This window comes from Acrocarpospora pleiomorpha (assembly GCF_009687885.1).
In the GTDB taxonomy this organism is placed as follows: Bacteria; Actinomycetota; Actinomycetes; order Streptosporangiales; family Streptosporangiaceae; genus Acrocarpospora; species Acrocarpospora pleiomorpha.
This window is the reverse complement of the sequence record NZ_BLAF01000021.1, coordinates 107,170-128,085: the sequence shown is the minus strand read 5'-3', so window position 1 is coordinate 128,085 and position 20,916 is coordinate 107,170. Positions and strand designations below refer to the sequence as shown.

Sequence of the window (20,916 nt, the reverse complement as noted above, 5' to 3'; positions counted from 1 at the left end):
CTCGGTTGCGTCTGGGCAGCTTCCCGTAGTTGGTGTAACACTTTCTGTGACGGATGCAGCCGGCGACCCCGAGGGCCGATGACTCAGACTTCACGCGCGCACGTGGGAAATCTTCCGCTGGAGCCGAACGTCTTCGTCGGTCGTGAGCCCGACGTGGCCGAGCTGGTCCAGCTGATCACGGCCACCCGGGTGCTGACCCTGAGCGGCATGGGCGGGATCGGCAAGAGCAGGCTGGCCCTGCGGGTCGCCGCCGAAATCGTCGGCGACCTGCCGGACGGCGCCTGGCTGGTGGAGTTTCCCGAGGGCACCCCGCCGGATGAGGTGGTCCGCAGGACCGCCACCATCCTGCGGGTCGAGGGGGAGCCGCGCCGGTCGCTGCGGGACACCGTGGCCGAGGTGCTGGCCGGGCGGAGGATGCTGCTCCTGCTGGACAACTGCGAGACCGTGGTCGAGGAGTGCGCCCGGCTGGTCCGGCGGCTGACCGAGGCCTGCCCCGAGGTGCGGGTGCTGGCCACCAGCCGGGAGCCGCTGCGGGTGCCCGGCGAGACCGTCTGGCGGGTGCCGCCGCTGATGTTGCCCGCGTCGCGAGAGCCGGCCGACGTGCGCGACTCGGAGGCCGGGCGGCTGTTTCTCACCAGGGCCGCCGCCGCGGCCCCCGGGTTCGCGCTGACCGAGGCCAACGCCGCCGTGGTGGACCGGCTCTGCCGCGACCTGGACGGCCTGCCGCTGGCCCTGGAACTCGCCGCCGGAATGACCAGGGTGCTGTCGATGCCGCAGCTCGTCTCCCGGCTCGGGGACAGGTTCCACCTGCTCGCGGCGGGGGACAGGACCGCGCCGCCGCGCCAGCGCACCCTGCGGGCCACCGTGGACTGGAGCTACCGGCTGCTGTCGGACCCCGAACGCCTGCTGTTACGCCGGACCACCACGTTCCGGGCGGGCTGGACCCTCGACATGGCCGAGCGGATCTGCTCGGGGGACGGCCTGCGGCCGCACGACGTGCTGACCCACCTGACCGCCCTGGTGGACAAGTCCCTGGTCGTGGTGGACGGCGAGCTCGCCGGAGAGGCCCGCTACCGCCTGCTCGACACCATCCGGCAGTACGCGACCGAGCAGCTGGAGGCGGCCGGCGAGGAGCAGGGAGTGCGCCGCCGCCACCGGGACTACTTCTGCCACCTCGGCAGGGACTGGGAGACCGCCGCCCTCGGCGTGCCCTGGCCCGACCTGAAACGCCGGGTGGACCGGCTGGAATGGCTCCAAGGGGATCTGCGCGGCGCGGTCGAATGGTCGGTCGCGGCCGGTGACACCGATCCCATGCTCCAGGCCCTGGTCGAGATGCGCTGGGCGCTGATCGGCGCAGGCCGGTACCAGACCCAGCTGATCTCCTGGCTGGACCGGCTGCTCGCGCTGGCCTCCCCGGAGCTGCCCGCGGCCACCCGCGGCCGGGCGCTGCTCCTGGCCGCCAACCTGGCGGTCAACTCCGGCGACCTGGCCGGGGCCAGGAGCCGGGCGCTGTGCGGGCTCGAGCTGTGCCGCAGCGGCGGCCACCGGGGCGGGGAGGCGCTGGGCCTGATGATGCTGGCCGTCACCGACCAGGACGACCCGGACGCGCCGGAGAAGCGGCTCGACCAGGCCGTCACCATCGGCGTCGAGATCGGCGAGCGGCTGCTGGAGGCGGAGGCGCACGGCTTCCGCGCCTTCCTGGCGCTGGGGCAGGGCAGGATCAGGGAGGCCCAGCGGGCCAGCGAGCGCGTGGTCGAGCTCACCACCGCGCTGGACAACCACCTGGGCATGGTGATCGGCCTGACCGGCCTGGCCCAGGCCGCCCGCAAGCGCGGCGACCTGGCCGCCGCCCGCCTGCACTTCACCCGCGCCATGGAGCTGCTGCGCGGGTTCGACGCCCGGCAGTCTCTGATCAGCTGCCTGGCCGGGCTCGGCACGGTGGCGCTGGAGAGCGGCGACCTGGCGGAGGCCCGCCGCCGCTTCGACGAGGCGCTGCGGCTCGGCCGGGACGCCGGGCTGCGGATGGAGACCGCCAGGCGGCTGGCCGGCTTCGCCCTGCTGTCGGCCCGCGAGGGCGACCCGCGCCGCGCGGTCCTGCTGGCCGCCGCGTCCTCCGCCCAGCGCCCTTCCTCTGGATCCAGGCTGGAGAACGTGCTGGCGCCCGCCAGGGACGTGCTCGGCGAGGCCATGGTGGCCGCCCTCTGGGCCGAAGGGCACGGCCTCACCCTCGACCAGGCGGTCAGGCTGGCGCTCGAAGAGGCCGTGCCCGTGACCCGGCCGGTGGTCCAGCCCGCCGCGCTCACCCCCCAGAGCACGCTCACCGCCCGCGAGCAGGAGATCGCCGAACTGATCGCCCGCGGACTCAGCAACCGGGCCATCGCCGACGAACTGGTGATCAGCCAGGCCACCGTCGCCCGCCACGTCGCCAACATCCTGGCCAAGCTCGGCTTCACCTCACGCACCCAGGTGGCGACGTGGGTCGTCGAGCACGCCCGTCCGGATGTGTAGACCGTTCCTAGAGACTGAGCGGGAGCGGATCCTGTTGCCAGAACCCATGCTCAGCCGCGTGCCCCGAACGGTGTTGGGCACACTGGTTCCCCGCGTTCGCTCCGCATCCGGGCCCAGCGCATCCTGTGCGTGGTCCGGTGGTGCGGGGGCGGGTTCCTCACGCCGAGCGGCTGCCGGTCGGGCCTGGACGGTCCGATGCCCACGACGATCACTCCGGTCGTCGTGGGGCGGTGCCGTCCGTCGCCGGATCGGATGCCCCTGGGCGCGTCTGCCGATCGCCACGGCTGCCGCGTCGTGGCGGGTGGTCTTGCGGTTGTCGCTGGTCAGTGGGGTCTGCCAGTGCTGGGCGCCCCACTTGGAGGTGCAGGCCGGGTCTGCGGCGATGATGGCGATGCCGGTGTTGTCGGCCATGGAGGTCAGGCGGGCCCGGAGCCGACCGGTGGGCATGCCGGAGATCAGCTTGCGGAACTTCTGGATCTGGCTCAGATCTCGAGATGTGGGCCAGATCCAGTTTTGCAGCGCCGCCGACAGATGATGCTTTCCCGCTGGTCGCGGGCCTCGGGCGGAATTCTTCACTCTACTGATCCGCACAATCCCCACGCACCAGCCGTAAACCCCCGTCCGCGTTCAATCGTCTAATCGGTGGTAGTCCGTCGCCTACTTCTGGCAGATGATGTCCGTATGAGAAGAGCGTTGTCTCTCGCTGTTTTCCTGGTCACGGCACCCTTCGCTGTCACCGGGGACAGTCGGCCCGGGTATCCGGACCCTCTCACCGTGATAAGCCAGTGGAGTTCATTCCAGGCGAGCCGGGATCCACGTCCCATCCTTCTGGTAACGGCGCTCCCCGCCCAGGAGAAGTCAGGCGGAATCGTCATCGGCGTGCAGCTCGGCGGGAAGTTGTCCGAGACTGTCCCGGCAGCCTCGGAAGTCACGTTGCCAGACGGCGTCACGACACTTCCCCGCGTTTCCGCGCGGAACGCGTTCGACGAGTTGAGACTCCACCTGGACCGGAAGGCCGCGCCGGGGAGGATGGGCACGGTCGTGGCCGCCGAGAGTGTGATTCAGGAATTTCAATCGGATCGCGGCTTCGTGTCACTGCCGGCGTGGAAATTCCAATTGGCGGGAGGCGGGGCGCTGGTGTGGCCGGCTCTGCCTTCTCGATTCTTCTGGCGTCTCGGGTCGCTTTCCCCTTCTTCCACGGTTGTGCAGGCGTCGGCGAGTCGGACGCTTCCTCAGATCACGGTCTGGATGGATCCCAGACGCGGTTGCGGGCAGCGCGTGACCGCACCTCCCAACGTGCGGATCACCGAGAGTGAGAACGTTGTCGTGATAGGAAAAATCGCCCCTCGGTCGCGTGCCGAATTCTCACGCTGCGCTATGACCGCTGATCTCCGGGCCGAGGCGTTCACATATGAACTGAGCAGCCCTCTGGGCGAAAGAGGGCTGCTCGACGAACTAGGAAATGTCGCGGTCGTGAACGACAACAACACGCCCGCGCTTCCAGGTGCCTTCTAGACAGTCACATGAAGAGAAGTGTAAATCGAGTAGAAGTCCTGGAAAATCATCCAGTCGCCGTCCCCGCTGATGTTGCAGCCACTCATGACACCTCGGGCGATGACCTGCGAGAGATCATTGCTAAGCGCGAACACCGGCCCGCCGCTGTCACCGCCACGGCATCCCCGTAGGCCATCGATCTGAGTCATGGTGAACATGTCGCCGTAGCACTCCCAGGTGCCGAATTTGTCATGGTCACAGTAGCTGTAGGGGAAGTCGTTGTTCACCACCCACCGGCATACGGCACCACTGTACGAGCCCGATGCGCAAAGCCATTCGCCGGGAATTACGTGCCCCCAGCCAGCAACCGGCTTGACGTATTCCGGAGACGTGTTCTCTCCTCCCGGAACGCCGCCATCCCAGATGTACTTGTAGTTCTCCGGACCCGCCATGCCGACCAGAATGATGTCCAGAAAGGTCGACTCAAGGCCGGCCTGGCCGATGTATGCGCTTCCATTGCCGTTCCACCAGTGCTGGCCGGAATAGGCGCAGTGAGAGGCCGTCACGAGATACCAGTTGCCGTTGCTCCGGCCCTGCACCGGCCAACCCGCAGTGCAGTAAATCTGCCGGTTGTCGTAACCTCCGTTCCACATCAGCGCCCCGGCGTAGAACGGATTCGTGTCGTCGAGTCTGCCGGCTGTCGTGGCGCGAGCCTTCTGGACGATCGTGAGAGGCACCTGAATATCGGACAGCGAGGAATATGCCGCTCGAAGCTCCGCTTTGTCTCTTGGCTTCTCGGTGACAGCGACTATCCCGCTCCCGTCTCCCTTGATCTCCAGCCGGTGGATGGGGCCCTCTGGATTCTGGAACATCTGCGTTCTGAGCTTGTCCGCCTCAGCGGTGAGCTCGGCGCGGGAATAGGCGGACTGCGCAACGTTCACAGGCGTGTCCGCGCGGGCCCGCGTGACGGCATCCTCGATGCCGCCAGGCAATGTCCCCTTCCAGCGGACCTGCACGCCATGGTCGTCTATCCAGAGACCGGCGAACCCACTGCCACGCGGATTCCGTACGTTCCCGACTAGCTCTACCAGGACGTCCAAGATTTTGGTCGCGGCTCGTTTGGACGCTTCTTGACTTTTCATCTTCTCCAGGGTTCCCGGCGGAAGATAGCTGAACGGCCTTTCTTCGACGGGCCGATCCTTTGGGGGATCATCGGCGACCGCGTCGGCGTGGGAGACGGGTGTCATGGTAGTTATCGCCATCAGCACTGCGATGAATGGCGCCAGGAATCGGCGTAACGCGCGCGACCTTCTCATGCTGCCCTTTCTGTCGAGTACCCTCGCTTCCTTCTATGCTGCGTGATCACTTGCGTCAAGTCTCTTCGGTGAACATGCAAACAACTCGATCGACGAGACGCTGAAATATTTGAGTGTCGGCCAGATCTCTCAATTATGGCGGGTTCGAACGGCGGGAAGGGATGGCTGCGGGCCTGAGTCGACCAGGCCCGAGCCGAACTCGGCGGCCTCATCGCCGACCTTGAGACCCACATGGAGAAGGCACGGGGATCGCCATCCAGGTTGCCGACTACCCGGACGAAGGACCAGAGATCGACGTCATCGTCATCCGCAAGATCCAGCACGAGATTGTTCGGCGTCATGGCCTGCCGCCCGCCCGCGACCCGAAGGTTGCTTCGGACGGCCTTGATGAGGCCCTGGCAAGCGGCATCGTGGACACCGGTGCAGGTCAAACCCTATGGATGCCGCGAGACACGCACCCCTTAAAGGGTTCGCCTACACATGATCAGCTGGCGCGAATACACCGTCGAGTGGGCATTCGTGTGGATGTGACCGCCCGGCCCGCCGCCTAGTTTGGCGGTGTGACCGGCCGGGGGGAAGCGATTTCAGGCCGGTATGCAGGCGGATGCCTTCCGCCAAAGCGGGTCCGGCAGAGGCATCTGGACACGCCGCGTGCCTCGTCGAGTCGGCCGAGGTCGCCTCGGAGGGGTGGAGACCCCAGGTCGAGGGGCACGCGGCCGCGGGCCCGGGTCGCGCAGGACCCGGGTCCGCCCGAAACCGGGAGGCGGCCTACACATGCGACTACATACATATGCGGATCCGCGAAGCGGCCATCGGGCCCTACCGTCCTGAGCATGGAGTCGACGGCTCAGCCGCTGGTCACCCAGGTGGTGTTCGGTGGTGCGCACGAGCGGGGTGACCGTCCGGCGCTGGTCGATCTGGGGGACGGCGCGGTGCTCAGCTACCGCGCGCTCGCCAGCACGGTCGTGGGGGCGGCGGCCGGGCTGGTACGGCGCGGCGCCAGGGCCGGCCAGGTCGCGGGCGTGCTGGTGGACGGGGTGGCCACCCAGCTGACCGCGCTGCACACGGTGATCGCGGCCGGCGGCGTGGCGCTCCCGCTCCGCGTGGCCGACGCTGCTGCGCTGCTGCGCTGGGACGCCCGGCTGCTGTTCACCACTCAGAAGCTGGCGCCCGCCGCGGTGGAGGCCGCCGATCATTCGCGGGTGCGCCAGGTGGTCTCCTTCGGCCCGGCGGTGGACACGATCGAGTTCGGCACACTGCTGACCCTCGAACCGGTCCCGCTGCCGCGGATCCGCCCCACTGCGGGCGCGGTCCTGCTCTCCGAGGAAGACCGGCTCACCCACGAGGCGTTCCTGGACGGAATGGACCGGCTGGACGACGGCGTCGGCCTGGTCGGCTCCGACGTCGTGCTGGTCAGCTGGCCGCCCGGTCCCGACGCCGAACTCGCGCTACTGGCCAGCCTCGCCTTCAGCCGGGGCGCGCTGGTGGTGGCCCGCCCGGGCCTGGCCTCGGTGGAACTGCCCGGCGCCTTGGACGACTTCGGGGTGACCGTCACCGCCCTGCTGGACGAGCGCGAATGCCGCGTGATGCGCCGGGTCGGAGAGCGCTCTATATAGAGACGTTATCTGCACAAACCTTGACGCGGGATGGTGAACGGTGGGTTGATTGGCCTCTTGACAACGTTGTCAGTCGGGGATGACATGACCCGTTTCAATACCCCGAAAGGATGTTGCGATGCGACTACGGTGGATGGCGGCCGTCGCGGTTTCCTTGACCGGACTGCTGACCCTGACGGCCTGCGGGAGCGGGGAGAGCGCCGAGACCGGCGGTGGGGGGACCCCGAACGCCAAGGTTGAGGTTTTCTCCTGGTGGACTGGCCCCGGTGAGGCGGACGGCCTCAAGGCGATGCGGGCCATCTTCGAGCGGGAGAACCCCGGCCAGCAGTTCGTGGACGCGGCCGTGGCGGGCGGCTCGGGCGACCAGGCCCGCGCGCTGCTGGCCAGCAAGCTTCAAGCCAACCAGCCCCCGGACACCTTCCAGGGCCACGCCGGAGCCGAGCTGCAGGGCTACATCAAGGCGGGCAAGCTGGAGTCGCTGAACTTCCTCTACGACGAGCTCAAGCTGAAGGACGTCTTCCCGCAGCAGCTGATCGACCAGATCTCGGTCCAGGGCCAGATCTACTCGGTGCCGGTGAACATCCACCGCTCCAACGTGCTCTGGTTCAACCCGTCGGTGCTCCAGGAGGCCGGGATCACCAGCCCGCCGGCCACGATCCCCGCGTTCATCGCCGACCTGGAGAAGGTCAAGGGGGCAGGGAAGATCCCGCTGTCCATCGGCTCGCAGTGGACCGTGGTGCACCTGCTGGAGAGCGTGCTGCTCGGCTCGCTCGGGACCGACGCCTACAACCAGCTGTGGAGCGCGCAGGCCGACTGGTCCAGCGCGAACGTGACCAAGGCGCTGACCGACTTCAAGACCATCCTGTCCTACGCGGGCACCCCCGTGGAGGACTGGCAGCCCGCCGCCAAGCAGGTCGCGGACGGCCAGGCCGCCTTCAACATCATGGGCGACTGGGCCTACGGCTACTTCCACAACCCGCCGGACGGCGGCCTCGGCAAGGTCTCCAAGACCGACTTCGACTGGGCCCCCGCGCCCGGCACCGACGGCACCTTCATGTGGCTGTCGGACAGCTTCACCCTGCCCAAGGGCGCGCCGAACCGCGACGGCGCGGTGGCGTGGCTGAAGGTGGCGGCCGGCAAGGAGGGCCAGGACGCGTTCAACCCGCTGAAGGGCTCCATCCCCGCCCGCAAGGACGCCGACAAGTCCCTCTACAAGGACTACCTGGAGTGGGACCTGGCCCAGTGGGCGAGCAACAAGCTGGCCGGTTCGATCCAGCACGGCGTGGTCGCCAACGACGCCTGGCGCGCCGCGATCAACGACGCGGTCGGCCTGTTCCAGCAGGAGGGCGACGTCGCCAAGTTCCAGCAGTCCCTCGCCGACGCCGCCAAGAACAGCGGCCAGTGATCTGACACCTGGGGGTACGGCACCCGCCGTGCCCCCACGGAAAGGATGAATGTGACGAGGGTCCGCAGGTGGCTGCCCGGCTTGCTGCTGGTGTCACCGTCGATCATCGCCATCGCGGTTTTCGTGTACGGCATGCTGGGCTGGAACTTCAAGGTCGCCCTGACCGACCAGCACGACGAGGTCTCCCCGGGGAGTTTCGTCGGCCTGGAGAACTTCACCGGCATCTGGGCCGAGGACCGCTGGGGCCTCTCGGTCCGGCACGCCGTCCTCTTCACGGTCGTCTTCGTGGCCGGGGCGCTGGTGCTCGGCTGGTTCCTGGCGTTCCTGATGGAGAAGGGGATCAGGGGTGAGGGCGGGTTCCGTGCGATCTACCTGTTCCCGATGGCCGTCTCGTTCATCGCCACCGGCGTGGTCTGGCGCTGGCTGCTCAACAGCGGCACCGGCGAGCGCGCGGTCGGCCTGAACGGCCTGTTGGGCTATCTGGGGCTGGATTTCCTGCAGTGGGGCTGGTTCCGCGACCAGGACTGGGGAATGGCCGCCATGGCCCTCCCCGCCGTCTGGCAGATGTCCGGATATGTCATGGCTTTGTTTCTGGCCGGGTTCCGCGGGGTGCCGGAGGAGCTGCGCGAGTCGGCGCGGGTGGACGGGTGCAACGAGTGGCAGGTCTACCGCCACATCGTGCTGCCGTTCCTGCGGCCGGTGACGCTGGCGGCGCTGATCATTCTCGGGCATATCAGCTTGAAGGTGTTCGACCTCATCGTGGCCGTGTCCGGCAAGCAGATCATCACGGACGTGCCCGCGATCTTCATGTGGACCGCCGTCTTCGACTCGCACGATCCGGCCAAGGGGGCCACCATCGCGGCCTACATCGTGCTGTCGGTGTGCGTGTTCGTCGTGCCGTACCTGATCTGGAACGCCCGCCGGGGAGATCGAACGTGACCACCAGGCATGTGCGTTTCGCACTGCTCCTGTTTTTCGTGCTGCTCTTCCTGCTGCCCGTCTACGTGCTGGTGGTGACCAGCTTCAAGCCCCTGTCGGAGGCCGACCCGAGCCAGGCGTGGAACCTGCCGCGGGTCTGGACGACCGAGGCGTGGGGGGTGGCCTGGGAGAAGCTGCGGCCCGGCATCGTCAACAGCTTCCTGCTGGCCGTGCCCGGCTCGCTCATCTCGGCCGCGCTGGGCGCGATGAATGGCTACGTGCTGTCGAAGTGGCGCTTTCCCGGTTCGGAACTCGTGTTCACGCTGTTCCTGTTCGGCATGTTCGTCCCGTACCAGGGGGTGATGATCCCGCTGGTCCAGCTCATGGTGAACCTCGGCGTGTACGGCGGCATCCCCGGCCTGGTCCTGGCCCATGTCGTGTACGGCATCCCGATCTGCACGCTGATCTTCCGCAACTATTACGTGACCATCCCGGACGAGCTGATCGAGGCGTCCCGGGTGGACGGCGCGGGCATGCTGCGGACCTTCGCCTCGATCGTGCTGCCGGTCTCGGGTCCCGCCTTCGCGGTCGTGATCATCTGGCAGTTCACCTCGATGTGGAACGACTTCCTGTTCGCGGTCTTCCTGACCGGGCCGAGTTCCTGGCCGACCACGGTGATGCTCAACAACATCGCGGGCGCCCAGACCGTCCCCTACAGCCAGCAGATGGCCGCCGCGATCCTCGCCTCCATCCCCACCATGATCATCTACGTGCTGCTGGGCCGGTTCTTCATGCGCGGTCTGATGGCGGGGGCGCTTAAGGGCTGACCAGCGCGTCCCCGAGCGGCGTGCGGTGGTAGCGGACCGTGCGGCCGGTCCGGGAGCCGGTGATCAGACCGGCCGTTCGCAGGGCCGAGATGTGGTCGCCGGTGGCGCCCAGGCTCAGCGTGAGCCGGGCGGCCAGTTGGGAGGTGGTGGCCGGGGTTGCCAGTTCCAGCAGGATGCGGGCTCGCGAGCGGCCGATCAGGCGGGTCAGGGCGGTGGTGCCGCCGGTGTGGGTGGGGACGGCGGTGCCTCTGGCCGGATAGACGACCGCATAGGGCCAGGAATCCTCCAGGTAGGGGATCACTTTGGGGGAGAACGCGCTTGGCATGAAGAGCAGGCCGCGGCCGTCTAGGCGGTAGTGCTCGGGCTCGCCTCGGTGGCGGATCTCGATGGTATCGTCGCGCCAGCCGATGCTGGGGTTGAGGTCGTCGAGTGCGGCCGCCCAGCCGTAGGTGGCCAGCCGTCCGGCCCGCTGCACCACGTCGCGCTCCAGAATGGCGTGGAAGCGCGGCCAGTCCGGAGAGAGGACCGCCCGCCAGGCCAGTTCCAGGGCGTCGGCGAGCGCGTCCACCACGCCGGGCCCGTTCAGGATGGCCATCACCGCGTCCGGGGGGCGGGCCACGCCGTCCAGGTTCCTAGCGATCTCCGCCCGCGCCTGGCTGAGCGGCGTTGCCCTGATCCGCTCGATCTCCACCTCGAACCGCACATTCACGCCGGAAGGCGGCGGCGCGACGAAGTCCGCGTTGTAGCCCCCCGCCCGCATCAGCGCATGCAAAGCCCGCAGCTCGGGATTGGCCGCCACCAAGGCCAGGTACGGCTCTCGCGCCTGTTCCGCCCACGACCTCAGCGGCCCGGCGGGCTGCCGTCCCGACACCACCCAGAGTGCGTGCATCGTCTCCACGACCGGCGAGATCGCGAACCGGCTCGCGGCGATGTCCTGCGGGCTCACCTCGATCCGGATCATCCACCCCCACCTTTCGGATATTTCCGAAATATTAGCGAAAGAGAGTGGGACTTCCCGAGCATCTGATGCGGAGGTGCCATGGAAGACGGTTCTTCGTCGGCTTCCCGGGACTCCGGACCGGTGGAGAACGCGCCCGCCGGGCCGGTCGGGCCAGAGCCCGCCCCGGAACGTGCGGCGACATTGGTTTCGCGGGGCTCCGGCTCTGCGGAGAGTGCGCCCGTCGGGTCTGAGTCGATCCCGGAACGTGCGGCGACATTTCGTGAAGTGTTCTCGGTGGCCGAGTTCCGGGTGTTGTTCGCCGGGCAGTTGCTGATGGTCCTGGGCGAGTCGGTGAAGATGCTCGCCGTGTCCGTCCTGGTTTACACGCAGACGGAGTCCGCCGGGCTGTCGGCAGCCGCGTACATGATCGGGTTCTTGCCGCACGCGGTCGGCGGGGTTTTCCTGCTCTCGCTGGCCGACCGGCTGCGGCCGCGGCCGGTGATCGTGGCCGGGGAAATCTTGCGGGTCGCCGTGTGCCTGGTGCTGGCGTTCGCCGGGCTTTCGGTGTGGGCGATGTTGGCGGTGGTCCTGGTGACCAGCGTGCCCGCGTCGATCTTCGCGGCGGCCCGCAACGCCATCCTGCCCGACATGCTGGCGGGGGACGGCTTCGTGCTGGGCCGCGCGATCTTCACGATGACGGCGGCGGGCGCCCAGATCGCCGGGATGGCGGTCGGCGGTGGCGTGCTCGCCCTGATCGGGCCGAATCACGCGCTGCTGCTCACCGCGAGCCTGTCCGGTTGCGGCGCGCTGGTGCTCAGGTTCGGGCTGAAAGACCGCGCCGCCCGCGCGGTGGCCGCCAAGGCCGGCGTGGTCCGCGCCAGCCTTCGGGTGAACGCGGCCCTGCTCGCCGATCGCCGGGTGCGCGGCCTGATGCTGGCCGGCTGGGTGCCGATCATGTTCATGGTGGGCGCGGAGGCGGTGTTCATCCCGTACTTCACCGAGCGGGGGACGGCGTCGGCGGCCGGGATCGTGCTGGCCGTGACCGCGGCCGGGATGGGCGTCGGGGAGTTCGTGGTCGGCCGGTTCGCGCCGCCAGCGCTGCGCGAACGGCTGACGTTGCCGCTGGTCGTGCTGCTCGGCCTGCCGCTGCTCGGGTTCCTGGCCGAGCCGGGCCCGCTCGCGGCGGCCGGGCTCGCGTTCCTGGCCGGGAGCGCGCTCTCCTACAACCTGGGGTTGCAGCGCAGGTTCGTCGAGGCCGTGCCGGGGGAGACGCTCGGGCAGGCGTTCGGCCTGTCCCAATCGGGGATGATGACCTGCCAGGCGCTGGGCGGCGTGATCGCCGGAGGCCTGGCCGAGCTGACCGGGCCCGCGCCCGCGATCGCCCTGTCCGGGGTGGCCGTCCTGCTCTCCGCGATCGCCCTGCGCAAGCACCTCTACGTCGGCGGCCATGCTGCTGTACGCGCCCTTTAGAACAGCCGGAGGGCATCTTCCCCGGAGCCGCGCGCGATCAGCTGGGTCGGCAGTTCCAGCCGCTGGGCGGGCTCCCGGTTGCCGGACAGGCGGCTGAACAGCAGGTCGGCGGCGGCCTTGCCGAGCCCGGCCGGGTTCTGCGCGACCACCGTGACGCCCAGCAGGTCGGCCAGTTCGAAGTCGTCGAAGCCGACCAGCGCGATCGGCCGGTCCAGGGCGCGCAGGGTGGCCACGGTCGTCCTGCCGTTGCCGGTGAACAGGGCGGTCGGCGGGTCGGGCAGGGCGAGCAGGCGTTCCACGTCGGCCAGGACCCGGGCGGGTTCCGGTGGGCCCATCGCGATCAGGGCCGGGTCGTAGGGGAGTTCCGCCTGGGTGAGGGCCTGGCGGTAGCCGTACCAGCGCTGGGTGGCGGTGAAGATGGACGGCGCGTCGGCGATGAAGCCGATCCGGCGGTGGCCGTGCGCGATCAGGTGGGCCACGCCGGAGCGGGCGCCGCCCGCGTTGTCGCACAGCACGGTGTCCAGGTTGCGGCCGGAACCGGACGGGCGGTCGGCGAAGACGGCGGAGATGCCCGCGTCCAGTTCGGGGGTGAGGTACTCGTGGTCGTTTCCGGCCGGGACGATCACCAGGCCGTCCACCCGGCGGGCGCAGAAGGCCAGCACCAGCTCGCGTTCCCTGGCCGGATCCTCGCTGGAGGAACCCGTGAACATCAGGTAGCCGTGCCGGAGCGCGACATCCTCGACGGCCCGGCTGAGCCCGGAGTAGAACGGGTCGGCGGCGTCCTCGATGATCAGGCCGATGCTGGCCGTCCTGCCGCTGCGCAGGGTCGCGGCGCTGTCGTTGCGGCGGTAGCCGAGCCGTTCGATGGCGGCTCTGACCCGGTCGGCGGTGGCCGGGTTGACGCCCGGCTCGTCGTTGACCACGCGGGAGACCGTCTTGAGCGCGACGCCCGCCTCCGCGGCCACGTCGTTCATCGTCGGACGTCCCACGCCCCGATCCTAGCTGACAACGTTGTCATACACTCGACGTTGTCACCAGTCAGGGCGTAGCCTCCCGGCTCGCGGCCGCGTGCAGGTCGGCTTCGATCCTGGCCGCGGTGGCCAGCAGCGGCGGCAGCAGGTCACGGCGGGCCGACTCCAGCGTGGTCCGGCTGGCGTGCGAGGACAGGTTGACCGCGGCCACCGCGCGCCCGGCCCGGTTCCTGATCGGCGCGGCGATCGAGCGCAGGCCCTCCTCCAGCTCCTGGTCGACCATCGCCCAGCCCTGCGCGCGCACCCGGTCCAGCTCGCTCCGGAGCGCGACCGGCGAGGTGACCGTGCGCGGGGTGAGCCGCTCCAGCGGGTTGTCCGCCAGGAACGCGTCCAGCTCGGCGGGGGAGAGCCCGGCCAGCAGCACCCGGCCCATGGACGTGCAGTGCGCCGGGAACCGGGTGCCGATCGCGATGGTCACCCGCATGATCCGGGTGGTCGGCACCCGCGCCACGTAGACCACGTCGGCCTCGTCCAGCACCGACACCGAGGCCGACTCGTGCACCTCGGCGACCAGGCGTTCCAGGTGCGGCAGCGCGACCTCGGGCAGCGACAGGCTGGACAGGTACGCGTACCCGAGTTCGAGCACGCGCGGGGAGAGCGAGAACAGCCGGCCGTCGGTCCGGACATAGCCCAGGTCGACGAGGGTGTGCAGGAATCGGCGCGCCGCGGCGCGGGTGAGGTCGGTCTTGCGGGCGACGTCGCTCAGCGTCAGCTCGGGCGTGACCGCGTCGAACGCGCGGATCACCGCCAGGCCGCGTGCCAGCGACTGGACGTACTCCTCAGCCATGATGCCGCAACTCTAGCGCCTCCCTCTCAGCCCCTTAGCGGACATGTGTTCATGATGCGTACAAATAGGGCGCTTGTCGTTGACGGTGACAGCCCTGGAGCCTACGTTCTCTGAGAGAACTCTCGTTCGTATAACGAACACATGGAGTGAACCCATGGGACGTGCTCTCCTTCTCGCCGCCCTGCTCCTCGTCAGCGCCTGCGGATCCACCGATCCCGCGCCCGCCGCTCAGGAAGGTGGAAAAGACAAGGTCAACGCTGGTGTGATCGCGATCGTGGACACCGCGCCCATCCACCTGGGCAAGGCCAAGGGCTTCTTCGACAAGCAGAACATCGACCTGACCATCACCGCCGTGCAGGGCGGCGCGGCCAGCATCTCCGGCGTGGTCAGCGGCCAGTTCCAGTTCGCGTTCGCCAACACCACCTCGCTGCTCACCGCCCGCGAGCAGGGACTGCCGCTCAAGGTCGTGGCCAACGGAGTGAACTCCACCGGCGAGACGGGCAAGGACTTCAGCGCCGTCCTGGTCAAGGGCGACAGCCCGATCCAGTCCGCCGCCGACCTGCCGGGCAAGACCGTCTCGGTGAACCAGCTCAAGAACATCGGCGACACCACGATCCGGGCCACTGTCCGCAAGGCCGGCGCCGATCCCGCCACGATCGAGTTCGTCGAGTTGGCCTTCCCCGACGCCCCCGCCGCGCTGCAGAACGGGCGGGTCGACGCCATCTGGGTGGTCGAGCCGTTCGTCAGCCAGGCCATCTCGCAGGGCGCCCGCGCCGTCGCCTGGAACTACGCCGAGGCCACTCCCGACCTGACCGTGGCCATGTACTTCACCGGCGGTGACACCGACCCCGACCTGGTCAAACGCTTCACCGCCGCGATGAACGAGTCGCTGGACTACGCCCAGGCCCACCCCGAGGAGGCCAGGGAGATCCTCAAGAGCTACACGAAGATCGCCCCCGAGGTGATCGCCCAGATCACGCTGCCCAAGTGGCCCGCGCAGGTCAACCGCGACTCCGTCCAGGCCATCGCGGACGCGGCCCTCGGCGACGGCGTGCTCAAGAACAAGGCCGACATCGCGGCGCTCCTGCCGTGACCCGAGCGATCGCTTATGGCGCGGCCGGTCTGGCCGCGCTGCTGGCCGTGCTGGAGGCCGTGCCCCGGCTCGGCCTGGTGGACGCCCGGTTCCTGCCGCCCGCCTCGGAGATCCTGGCCGAACTCGGCGGGCTGCTGGGCACGGCCGAACTCTGGATCGCGCTGGGCGAGACCCTGCGCGGCTGGGCGCTTGGCCTGGCCATCGCGTTCGTGGCCGCGGTCGCGGCGGGCGTGGTCATCGACCTGATCCCCGGGTTGCGGGCCGCGTCCAACTCGACCATCGAGTTCCTGCGGCCGATCCCCTCGGTGGCGCTGATCCCGCTGGCCACCCTGCTGTTCGGCGCGTCCCTCGGCTCCACCCTGCTGCTGGTCGTCTACGCGGCCTTCTGGCAGGTCCTCATCCAGGTCCTGTACGGCGTCGCCGACGTGGACACCGTGGCCAGGGACACCGCTCGCGCGTACGGCCTGGGCCGGTGGTCCGCCATCCGGCATCTGGTGTGGCCGACCGCGTTGCCGTACATCATGACGGGGTTGCGGCTGGCGGCGGCGGTGGCGTTCATCCTGGCGATCACCGCGGAGCTGGTGATCGGCAGTCCCGGGCTCGGGCTGGAGATCCAGACCGCGCAGAGCGGCGGCGCGGTGCCGACCGTGTACGCGCTGGTGGTGCTGACCGGCCTGATCGGGATCGCGGTGAACGCCGGCGTACGGATGCTGGAGCGCCGGGTTCTGGCCTGGCATCCGTCGGTGAGGGGAACATGAGAGGGATCGTGCGGGTGCTTGGGCTGCCCGTGCTGCTGGTTCTCGCCTGGTGGGCGTACAGCGCGGTGGCGGACAACTTCTACGTGCCGGATCCGCTCCGGGTCGTCCGGGCCTTCGCCGACACCTGGTTCGGGCAGCGCCTGCTCGACGACGCGCTGCCGAGCGTCGGGCGGCTGGCGGCCGGATACGTGGTGGCCACCGTCATCGGGGTCGGGCTCGGTGTGCCGATCGGGCTGTCCGCGCGGCTGCGGGCCACGGCGGAGCCGGTGCTGGAGTTCTTCCGGGCGATCCCGCCGCCCGTGCTGGTCCCGCTGATCATGCTGCTGGTCGGCATCGACGACAGCATGAAGGTGCTGGTCATCGTCTCCGGGTGCGTGTGGCCGATCCTGCTCAACACGGTCGAGGGCGTACGCGCCCTGGACGAGGTGCTGGCCGACACGTGCCGGATGTATGGGATCTCCCGCCGCCACCTGATCCTGCGGGGCGCCAGCCCGCAGATCATGGCCGGGCTCCGGCAGGCCCTCTCGGTCGGCATCATCCTCATGGTCATCAGTGAGATGTTCGCCAGCAGCAGCGGGCTGGGTTTCACGATCGTGCTGTTCCAGCGGGGCTTCCAGATCGCCGAGATGTGGAGCGGCATCCTCCTGCTCGGCCTGCTGGGCTTCGCGCTGTCCACGGCCTTCCGGTGGCTCGAACGCCGGATCCTGTTCTGGCATTGGAGCAACCGTGCTTGAGATCAGCGGTCTGAAGAAGGAGTACGGCGGCCGGGAGGCGGTCAGGGAGCTCACGTTCTCGCTGGACCGGGGCGAGCTGGTCTGCGTGGTCGGGCCGTCCGGCTGCGGCAAGACCACGCTGCTGCGCTGCGTCGCCGGGCTGCTTCCCGCCACGGCGGGCACGGTGTCCGTGGCGGGCGAGCGCGTCACCGGACCGCCGCCGAACATGGCCGTCGTCTTCCAGGAGTACGGGCGGAGCCTGTTTCCGTGGATGACCGTGCGGCAGAACGTCGAGTTGCCGCTGAAGGAGCGCCGGGTTCCCCGGGAGCGGCGGGAGCGGCTCGTCTTCGATGCGCTGGCGGCGGTGAGCCTGGACGATGTGCCGGGGGCGTATCCGTGGCAGCTGTCCGGCGGCATGCAGCAGCGGGTGGCGATCGCGCGGGCCATCGCGTACGAGCCGCAGGTGCTGCTCATGGACGAGCCGTTCGCGGCCGTGGACGCGCAGACCAGGGCCGAGCTGGAGGATCTGATCCTGGCGCTGTGGCAGCGGCTGGGCACGACCACCTTGTTCGTCACGCATGACATCGATGAGGCCGTCTATCTGGGGCAGCGGGTGGTGGTGCTGTCCGCGTCGCCGACCGTGGTGCTGGAGGATCTCAAGATCGACCTACCGGCCGAGCGGGATCAGCTGAGCACCCGGGCGCTGCCCCGGTTCGCGGACCTGCGCGGGCATGTGTACGCGCAGATCCAGCGGGCGAAGGGGGCGCGATGACCACGGTTCGCGAGGCGACGTTCGAGGTGCTGCGGCGGACCGGGCTGACCACGGTGTTCGCCAATCCGGGGTCGACCGAGGTGCCGCTGCTGGGCGGGTGGCCGGATGATCTCCGGTTCGTGCTGGCGCTGCACGAGGGGTCGGTGGTCGGGATGGCCACCGGCTGGGCGATCGCGCATGAGGCTCCGGCGATGGTGTTGCTGCACACGACGGCCGGCCTGGGGAACGCGGTCGGGGCGCTGGCGACCGCGCGGGTGAACCGGGCGCCACTGGTGGTCGTGGTCGGGCAGCAGGATCGGCGGCATCTGGCGTTGGAGCCGTTCCTGACCGGGCGGCTGGAGGGGCTGGCTGGGGACTATCCGGTCTGGACGAATCAGCCGGTGCGGGCGCAGGACGTTCCTGGGGCGATCGCGCGGGCCCGGCACGAGGCCGTGACCGGGCGGGGTCCCGCACTGGTCATAGTGCCGATGGACGACTGGGACGCGCTCGCTGACGAGCTTGCTCCGGCCGCGCCTGATGTGCTGCTGCGGGGGAGCAAGGTGGACGACGAGGACCTCGCTCCGCTCGTGGCGTTGCTGGCCAGGGCCGCGTCGCCGGTGCTGGTGGTCGGGGCCGGGGCCGATTCGCCCGCCGCGTGGGACGCTCTGGTCGGGCTGGCCGAGCTGCTGGAGTGTCCGGTCTGGCAGGAGTCGTTCGGGGCTCGGGCCGGGTTTCCGCAGGATCATCCCCGGTTCGCGGGGATCCTGCCCGCTGATCGTACGCGTCTGCGGGCGGCGCTCTCCCCGCATGATGTCGTGCTCGCGGTTGGGGCTCCCGTCTTCCGGCAATACCCCTACGAACCGGGCCCACTTGTCGAACTTCGCACAACGGTGGCCGTCATCACCGACGACCCCGCCGAGGCCCATCGAAGCCCCGCCGCCGTCGCTCTCCTCGCCGACCCGGCGCGGGCCTGCGCTCGACTCACCGATCTGGTACGAGCTGCGCTACCACCCACCGAAATTTCGGGCATGTCTTCGGGTGTGCTTATTGCCGTAGCTGACCCAAGTGTGTCAGGCCCGGCCGATTCGGGCATGTCGGGTGTGGTGGACCCAAACGTGTTGGGTGCGGTTGATTCGGGCGTGTCGGGTACAGGTGGCTCGGGCGCTGTGGATGATTCGGGTGGTTTGCCGCAGGTGCCGTTGCGAGCCGCGCATGTTCTTCGGGAGCTGGCGAAACGGCTGGCGCCCGAGACGATCGTGGTCGAAGAGACGCCTTCGTCGCGGCCCGACCTGCATCGACTGCTGCCCGCGCGCCGTCCGCTCGGCTTTCTGTCGGCCGCGATGGGCGGGCTTGGCTTCGCCCTGCCGGCGGCTGTCGGCCTGCGGATGGCGCTCCCCGACCGGCCGGTCGTCGCGGTCGTCGGCGACGGTTCCGCCATTTACGGCATCCAGGCCCTGTGGAGCGCCGCCCACTATCGCGTCGGCGCGCTCTTCGTCGTCCTCGCCAACGGCAGGTATGCCGTGATGGACCGGCTCGCCGAACGCAGCGGCCGAGGCAAGGCGCCCTGGCCGGCATTCGACGAGGTCAGCCTGGCCGCTCTCGCCAGGTCCTTCGGCTGCCCGGCGCACCGGGTGAGCGGCTACGACGACCTGATCGCCACCCTGGACGAGATCGTGCCCACGCTGCACTCTCGGGAGGAGCCCCTGCTGCTCGACGTAGCCGTGATTCCCGACACTGAATTCCATCCCTGAACCTGTGGAACCCCTGCTGCTCGATGTGGCTGTGGCTCCGACACCGAATTCCACCCCTGACCCTGTGGAGGATCACATGTCGCTCATGGACCCCAAGATCTGGACCGGCCAAGTTTTCAGCGGCGGATGGACGAGATCGCGCGCCGGTGACTCGGCCGTCGTCGAGCCCGCCACCGGTCACGAGATCGGCCGGACCGGCATCGCCGACGCCGAGGACATCGCGGCGGCCGTGGCCGTGGCCAAGGCCGCGCAGCGGGAGTGGGCGGCCACCAACTTCGAGGAGCGCGCCGCCGTGCTCCGTCGGGCGGGTCTCCTGTTCGAGCAGCACGCCGAGGACATCCACCACTGGATCATCCGCGAGGCCGGGTCGATCCCGCCCAAAGCGGGTGTGGAAACCCATGTCGCCTCGCAGGAGTGCTACGAGGCCGCCGCGCTCGCCTCAGCCCCGATCGGCGAGATCATCCCGACCGCCAAACGCCGGATGAGCCTGGCCCGGCGCATCCCGGTCGGCGTGGTCGGCGTGATCGCCCCGTTCAACTTCCCGCTCATCCTCGGCACCCGCTCGGTCGCCCCCGCGCTCGCGCTCGGCAACGCCGTCGTACTCAAGCCCGACCCGCGCACCGCCGTCTGCGGCGGCGTCGCCATCGCCCGGATCTTCGAGGAAGCGGGACTCCCGGCAGGCCTGCTGCACGTCCTGCCCGGCGGACCCGAAGCAGGCGAAGCCCTGGTCGCCCACCCGGACGTGCCGGTGATCTCCTTCACCGGCTCCACCACCGCCGGCCGCAAGGTCGGCGAAGCCTGCGGACGCCTGCTCAAGCGCGCCCACCTGGAACTGGGCGGCAACTCGGCACTGATCGTCCTGGAGGACGCCGACCTGGACCTGGCCGCCTCCGCCGGAGCCTGGGGTTCCTTCCTGCACCAGGGCCAGATCTGCATGACCACCGGCCGCCACCTCGTACACGCCTCGATCGCCGACGAATACGTGGCCCGCCTCGCGGAGAAGGCCGACCACCTCCCGGTCGGCGACCCGGCCACCGAGCGCGTCGCCCTCGGCCCGCTCATCTCCACCGGCCAGCGCGACAAGGTCCACGCCCTGGTCACCGCCAGCGTCGACAACGGTGCCCGCCTAGCCGCCGGCGGCACCTACCAAGGCCTCTTCTACCGCCCCACCGTCCTCACCGGAGTCACCACCGACAGCCCCGCCTACGCCAACGAGGTCTTCGGCCCAGTCGCCCCCGTCATGCCCTTCACCACCCCCGAAGAAGCCGCCGCCCTGGCCGGCAACAGCGAATACGGCCTATCCCTAGGCATCCTCAGCCGCGACGTCATGAAGGCCGTCGACCTGGCCGAACGCATCCCCTCCGGCATCGTCCACATCAACGACCAAACCGTCGACGACGAAGCCGTTGCCCCCTTCGGCGGCGTCGCCGCCTCCGGCACCGGCTCCCGCTTCGGCGGCACCCACGCCAACGCCGACGCCTTCACCCACACCCAGTGGCTGACCATGCAGGGCGACATCGCCGGCTACCCGTTCTGAC

The 20,916-nt window shown here is 69.4% G+C and carries 17 protein-coding genes; 13 read left to right on the top strand and 4 right to left on the bottom strand.

Annotated features, from left to right (window positions below; all coding sequences use genetic code 11):
* The first annotated feature begins 102 nt into the window (after nucleotides 1-102).
* Together Aple_RS55575 and Aple_RS20225 are read left to right on the top strand one after the other, a co-directional pair.
* Nucleotides 103-2,508 carry an ATP-binding protein gene (locus Aple_RS55575; protein ID WP_218038424.1) on the top strand — a complete coding sequence of 802 codons (2,406 nt, stop codon included), beginning with the start codon at nucleotides 103-105 and terminating at the stop codon, nucleotides 2,506-2,508.
* A 774-nt stretch (nucleotides 2,509-3,282) separates the two neighbouring features.
* The gene (locus Aple_RS20225) at nucleotides 3,283-4,023 is read left to right on the top strand and encodes a hypothetical protein (protein ID WP_155346195.1); all 741 of its coding nucleotides are present in this window, start codon (nucleotides 3,283-3,285) and stop codon (nucleotides 4,021-4,023) included.
* Here the strand turns inward: Aple_RS20225 and Aple_RS20220 are convergent.
* On the bottom strand, nucleotides 4,020-5,249 hold the full coding sequence (locus tag Aple_RS20220; protein ID WP_155346194.1) for a chymotrypsin family serine protease: 1,230 nt from the start codon (nucleotides 5,247-5,249) through the stop codon (nucleotides 4,020-4,022). The genes Aple_RS20225 and Aple_RS20220 overlap by 4 nt on opposite strands.
* A gap of 902 nt (nucleotides 5,250-6,151) precedes the next feature.
* On the opposite strand from Aple_RS20220, the gene Aple_RS20215 reads away from it, so the two are divergent.
* From Aple_RS20215 to Aple_RS20200, 4 genes are all read left to right on the top strand, one after another.
* On the top strand, nucleotides 6,152-6,934 hold the full coding sequence (locus Aple_RS20215; RefSeq protein ID WP_155346193.1) for an AMP-binding protein: 783 nt from the start codon (nucleotides 6,152-6,154) through the stop codon (nucleotides 6,932-6,934).
* Nucleotides 6,935-7,052: 118 nt separating this feature from the next.
* Entirely contained in the window at nucleotides 7,053-8,339 is a 1,287-nt protein-coding gene (locus tag Aple_RS20210) for an ABC transporter substrate-binding protein (RefSeq protein WP_155346192.1), read from the top strand.
* A 45-nt stretch (nucleotides 8,340-8,384) separates the two neighbouring features.
* The gene (locus Aple_RS20205; RefSeq protein WP_155346191.1) at nucleotides 8,385-9,278 is read left to right on the top strand and encodes a carbohydrate ABC transporter permease; all 894 of its coding nucleotides are present in this window, start codon (nucleotides 8,385-8,387) and stop codon (nucleotides 9,276-9,278) included.
* A complete protein-coding gene (locus Aple_RS20200) occupies nucleotides 9,275-10,084 on the top strand; it encodes a carbohydrate ABC transporter permease (protein WP_246264654.1) in 810 nt (269 codons plus the stop codon). The genes Aple_RS20205 and Aple_RS20200 overlap by 4 nt, the downstream gene beginning before the upstream one ends.
* Here the strand turns inward: Aple_RS20200 and Aple_RS20195 are convergent.
* On the bottom strand, nucleotides 10,074-11,045 hold the full coding sequence (locus Aple_RS20195) for a winged helix-turn-helix domain-containing protein (protein WP_218038423.1): 972 nt from the start codon (nucleotides 11,043-11,045) through the stop codon (nucleotides 10,074-10,076). The two genes, Aple_RS20200 and Aple_RS20195, sit on opposite strands and share 11 nt — an antisense overlap.
* A 78-nt stretch (nucleotides 11,046-11,123) precedes the next feature.
* Between Aple_RS20195 and Aple_RS20190 the strand changes: the two genes are divergently transcribed.
* On the top strand, nucleotides 11,124-12,494 hold the full coding sequence (locus tag Aple_RS20190; RefSeq protein WP_155346189.1) for an MFS transporter: 1,371 nt from the start codon (nucleotides 11,124-11,126) through the stop codon (nucleotides 12,492-12,494).
* Here the strand turns inward: Aple_RS20190 and Aple_RS20185 are convergent.
* Both Aple_RS20185 and Aple_RS20180 read right to left on the bottom strand, forming a co-directional pair.
* Complete coding sequence (locus Aple_RS20185) at nucleotides 12,491-13,483, bottom strand: LacI family DNA-binding transcriptional regulator (RefSeq protein WP_246264653.1); 993 nt, start codon at nucleotides 13,481-13,483, stop codon at nucleotides 12,491-12,493. The two genes, Aple_RS20190 and Aple_RS20185, sit on opposite strands and share 4 nt — an antisense overlap.
* A gap of 49 nt (nucleotides 13,484-13,532) precedes the next feature.
* Entirely contained in the window at nucleotides 13,533-14,312 is a 780-nt protein-coding gene (locus Aple_RS20180) for an IclR family transcriptional regulator domain-containing protein (RefSeq protein ID WP_155346188.1), read from the bottom strand.
* Nucleotides 14,313-14,466: 154 nt separating this feature from the next.
* On the opposite strand from Aple_RS20180, the gene Aple_RS20175 reads away from it, so the two are divergent.
* The 6 genes from Aple_RS20175 (at nucleotide 14,467) to Aple_RS20150 (ending at nucleotide 20,915) form a co-directional block, all read left to right on the top strand.
* Nucleotides 14,467-15,405, top strand: coding sequence for an ABC transporter substrate-binding protein (locus tag Aple_RS20175; protein WP_155346187.1), 939 nt, complete (start codon nucleotides 14,467-14,469; stop codon nucleotides 15,403-15,405).
* Nucleotides 15,402-16,163: an ABC transporter permease gene (locus Aple_RS20170; RefSeq protein WP_155346186.1), complete on the top strand. Its 762-nt coding sequence runs from the start codon at nucleotides 15,402-15,404 to the stop codon at nucleotides 16,161-16,163. Before Aple_RS20175 ends, Aple_RS20170 begins: the two co-directional genes overlap by 4 nt.
* Nucleotides 16,160-16,897 (top strand): ABC transporter permease, encoded by a 738-nt coding sequence (locus tag Aple_RS20165; RefSeq protein ID WP_155346185.1) that lies wholly within the window; start codon nucleotides 16,160-16,162, stop codon nucleotides 16,895-16,897. Before Aple_RS20170 ends, Aple_RS20165 begins: the two co-directional genes overlap by 4 nt.
* On the top strand, nucleotides 16,890-17,648 hold the full coding sequence (locus Aple_RS20160) for an ABC transporter ATP-binding protein (protein WP_155346184.1): 759 nt from the start codon (nucleotides 16,890-16,892) through the stop codon (nucleotides 17,646-17,648). Before Aple_RS20165 ends, Aple_RS20160 begins: the two co-directional genes overlap by 8 nt.
* Entirely contained in the window at nucleotides 17,645-19,378 is a 1,734-nt protein-coding gene (locus Aple_RS20155) for a thiamine pyrophosphate-dependent enzyme (RefSeq protein WP_155346183.1), read from the top strand. Before Aple_RS20160 ends, Aple_RS20155 begins: the two co-directional genes overlap by 4 nt.
* A gap of 76 nt (nucleotides 19,379-19,454) precedes the next feature.
* On the top strand, nucleotides 19,455-20,915 hold the full coding sequence (locus Aple_RS20150; RefSeq protein ID WP_155346182.1) for a benzaldehyde dehydrogenase: 1,461 nt from the start codon (nucleotides 19,455-19,457) through the stop codon (nucleotides 20,913-20,915).
* The last annotated feature ends 1 nt before the right edge of the window (nucleotide 20,916 follow it).

What these genes read in the sequence shown, in the direction of transcription:
- Aple_RS20195 (WP_218038423.1), bottom strand. Translation starts at nt 11,045, where the DNA reads ATGATCCGGATCGAGGTGAGCCCGCAGGACATCGCCGCGAGCCGGTTC.
- Aple_RS20155 (WP_155346183.1), top strand. Translation starts at nt 17,645, where the DNA reads ATGACCACGGTTCGCGAGGCGACGTTCGAGGTGCTGCGGCGGACCGGG.
- Aple_RS20215 (WP_155346193.1), top strand. Translation starts at nt 6,152, where the DNA reads ATGGAGTCGACGGCTCAGCCGCTGGTCACCCAGGTGGTGTTCGGTGGT.
- Aple_RS20150 (WP_155346182.1), top strand. Translation starts at nt 19,455, where the DNA reads ATGTCGCTCATGGACCCCAAGATCTGGACCGGCCAAGTTTTCAGCGGC.
- Aple_RS20205 (WP_155346191.1), top strand. Translation starts at nt 8,385, where the DNA reads ATGAATGTGACGAGGGTCCGCAGGTGGCTGCCCGGCTTGCTGCTGGTG.
- Aple_RS20210 (WP_155346192.1), top strand. Translation starts at nt 7,053, where the DNA reads ATGCGACTACGGTGGATGGCGGCCGTCGCGGTTTCCTTGACCGGACTG.
- Aple_RS20175 (WP_155346187.1), top strand. Translation starts at nt 14,467, where the DNA reads ATGGGACGTGCTCTCCTTCTCGCCGCCCTGCTCCTCGTCAGCGCCTGC.
- Aple_RS20165 (WP_155346185.1), top strand. Translation starts at nt 16,160, where the DNA reads ATGAGAGGGATCGTGCGGGTGCTTGGGCTGCCCGTGCTGCTGGTTCTC.
- Aple_RS20180 (WP_155346188.1), bottom strand. Translation starts at nt 14,312, where the DNA reads ATGGCTGAGGAGTACGTCCAGTCGCTGGCACGCGGCCTGGCGGTGATC.
- Aple_RS20220 (WP_155346194.1), bottom strand. Translation starts at nt 5,249, where the DNA reads ATGACACCCGTCTCCCACGCCGACGCGGTCGCCGATGATCCCCCAAAG.
- Aple_RS20190 (WP_155346189.1), top strand. Translation starts at nt 11,124, where the DNA reads ATGGAAGACGGTTCTTCGTCGGCTTCCCGGGACTCCGGACCGGTGGAG.